Below are 2,780 nucleotides of genomic sequence, written 5' to 3'. Positions count from 1 at the left end.
CGATTCGCTAATGGTCGATACAACGAAAATGTCATGGCCGCTCCGATACCTAATTCCGCAAAGGACAAAATATTCATTAAATTATTAAAAAGACCGTTTGCACCTAAATAATTAGCTGACATCGTCTGCACAAAAACGATTTGCATCGTAAATTGCGATGCTAGTGTCACAAGTTGTGCTCCCGTGGCTACTACTGTATTTTTAACCGTTGCCGTTGCATGATTTATCATCGCCATTCCTCCTTCATCACATAGGTTTTATCTGGGAACATGGCGTTTTCATGAATCATTGGTGCGTACGTATTGTGATACTTAGTGCCATAGTGGTAAGTCGCAAAGCTATAGGTTCCTACTAAAAGCCCCATTATCGCTAATAAGAGCCACTTATTCCGTTGCGTTAGTTGTCCTAATATCTGCGCGAAAATAGCAAAAACAACTATTAGCCCATCGATTAAAATACGATCAAAATTGTAGGCCACCAAATAAAGCGGCACCATACTATAAAAAATCAATGCCATTTGCTGGCCTAACCTAATTGACGACTGTAGTGGTTGATTATCTGTCTGCTTGAAAATGGCTTCTAGACGCCAAAATAGCAGTAATAACACGACAGCTATCGCCACGTCTAATATGATAATCATACCTGGCTCGAACCGAAGCGCGTACTGCAACATTTTCGGGCCGATCACCGGTAACCGTGTGGCAATTGCCTGAACGATCAAGACGTAAATATGACGTGTCACCGGCACAGCAATTAACAAAGCACCAGCACTAATGACACCAATGAACCATAACTGTGCGTTTCGCGTTCGCAATCGTCTCATCGGCAACAACAATAAAAAGAATACTGCCGCTAATTGAATGCCGGCGGCTAGACCCACCAACATCACAAAATACATCGTATCAAACCGTTTGTCCCGCCAGAGATAAGCGATGGCAACGAAAACGACAGTGGCCATCAAATAATTTCGTAGCTGTACCCCCGATTCAAAGAACTGAATGGCGGTATAACATAACAAAACCACCCGCTTATTATCGACTTGAAGGATGTTTAACCCCCAAGCCATACAACTCATTTCAATCGTAAAAATGACTAATTTAAACTGTTGATAGGACAATCCCACCTTAGTTGCCATCTGCATGACCTGATTAAAAACCGGTTCAAACTTTGTTGGTACTTCTGGATGTGTATAGTACCAGTTGTAAACCCAATTGTCGGACACGGTAATCGGTACATAGGCAAATATAATTGCTAACAGAACCAAAAACACTATCGACACCCGTTGCTGACGACTTGGTGTAAGCAATAACAGGATTAATTCAATCAGGACTAAACCATAAAACACGCCGACCATTGCTTACTCACCACCTTTAGCGGACCAGCACAAGACTAGCGCGCAGCCAGCTAACCAAATTAGAACGTCTTTGCACTGCCGGCGCCATTCGTCATCGAATTGCCAACCTGTTTGCCAACGCCGTTTTGCCTGACATAGTTGGCGCAATACACCCACCTTATCCTTTAAGGACACCTGTCGATAACGTAAAACCTGAAACATATGACTGAACAGTTGCTTATTAAGCAGCATGTTAATTGCCGGTACATCTTGTGGTTGCGCCACATCCGTCCGGTAATCAACTAACTGTTGCAAGACCGCCACGACATCGACATGCTTCACAACGGTTGAACTTTGTGTAATGCTGCTATCACGCACACAATACTTAACTAATGGGGCTTCCAATACCTTCACATGACTAGCCCGTAAGAACGCAATTGCCGTAAAAGCCATATCTTCAAAAAAACGGCCTGGCGGAAATAACAAGTCCCTCACTAATTGCCGACGATAAATTTTATTCCAAGCACCTGTGTAAATATGCTGTAAATTATTGGTCGGTTTAAACACTTGAATAACGTTGCCCTGTCGAATTTTTTGGAAACCAAATACCACTAAATCAGTCGTACTGTCCAATGTTTGTACCATTTGATTAATAGCTCCCGGCGTCAATTGATCGTCGCCATCCAAAAAAGCCAGCCATTCACCTGTCGCCATCCGCATACCTGTATTCCGCACTTCACTCAGACCACGATTAAACGTATGACGATGGAGAATAACGTTTTCGTGAGCAGCAAACCGGCGACAATGAGCCCACGTTGCATCCGTGGAAGCATCATCGATAATGATAATCTCCAGTTCTTGTCGTCTTTGTGTCAAAACTGATTGCAACGTCGCAGCAATTTCATCCTGCACATTGTAAGCTGCGATAATTAGTGACAGTACTGGTTGCCGATTATTTCTCATAGTTACTTTTGTTTGCAAAACGTCGCTCCAAAATTTTCATAGTTGCTAAAGCAGCAGTTTCCTGTGCGGGTGTCGTAACCGTATCATTTAGCACCACCATCTTTGTTATTTTTACCCGGCTACGGAATAAACGCTTCACGGCATCAACATCCTGAATCTCTAAATAACGACCAAATTTATATGATCGCGGCTTAACACATCCAGTCAAAATTTGATAATAGCGCATCAGCCAAACTGAAATGTCGGTTACCTGACGTTGCTTATTTGTCAACGCCATCTTCGTTACCTCCCTTTCGTAAAGTGAATAACCATTCATAAAAGAAGATTTCAAAAATGGTATCGCAAGATGATGATCGTAGAAGCGTGTGAAATATGGCAATATCGATAACAAACTCGATAGCAACCCTATTCTGACGCCGTTTCTCAAGGAAAAGGCCGCAGTCCAATTAGTGAACAACCATTCTCTTTTAGAAAATTCGCGGTT

3 protein-coding genes and 1 pseudogene are annotated in these 2,780 nt (G+C 42.6%); all 4 read right to left on the bottom strand.

Going from position 1 to position 2,780, the window contains the following annotated elements:
• Positions 1-230 (bottom strand): annotated as a pseudogene (locus WEIDD23_RS13350) (transporter); the annotation flags it as partial.
• Positions 227-1,354, bottom strand: a complete 1,128-nt coding sequence (locus WEIDD23_RS00990; protein ID WP_062358678.1) for an EpsG family protein — start codon at positions 1,352-1,354, stop codon at positions 227-229. The gene WEIDD23_RS00990 and the pseudogene WEIDD23_RS13350, both read right to left, overlap by 4 nt.
• 3 nt (positions 1,355-1,357) lie before the next feature.
• Positions 1,358-2,314: a glycosyltransferase family 2 protein gene (locus WEIDD23_RS00985; RefSeq protein WP_134658974.1), complete on the bottom strand. Its 957-nt coding sequence runs from the start codon at positions 2,312-2,314 to the stop codon at positions 1,358-1,360.
• On the bottom strand, positions 2,286-2,780 hold a 495-nt coding region (locus WEIDD23_RS14015; protein ID WP_207644198.1), incomplete at its 5' end, for a hypothetical protein. The genes WEIDD23_RS14015 and WEIDD23_RS00985, both read right to left, overlap by 29 nt.

The sequence above is a fragment of the Weissella sp. DD23 genome, assembly GCF_001579105.1.
Taxonomy (GTDB): Bacteria; Bacillota; Bacilli; order Lactobacillales; family Lactobacillaceae; genus Weissella; species Weissella cibaria.
The sequence above is the reverse complement of the archived record's forward strand: the minus strand, read 5'-3'. Positions and strand labels throughout refer to the sequence as shown.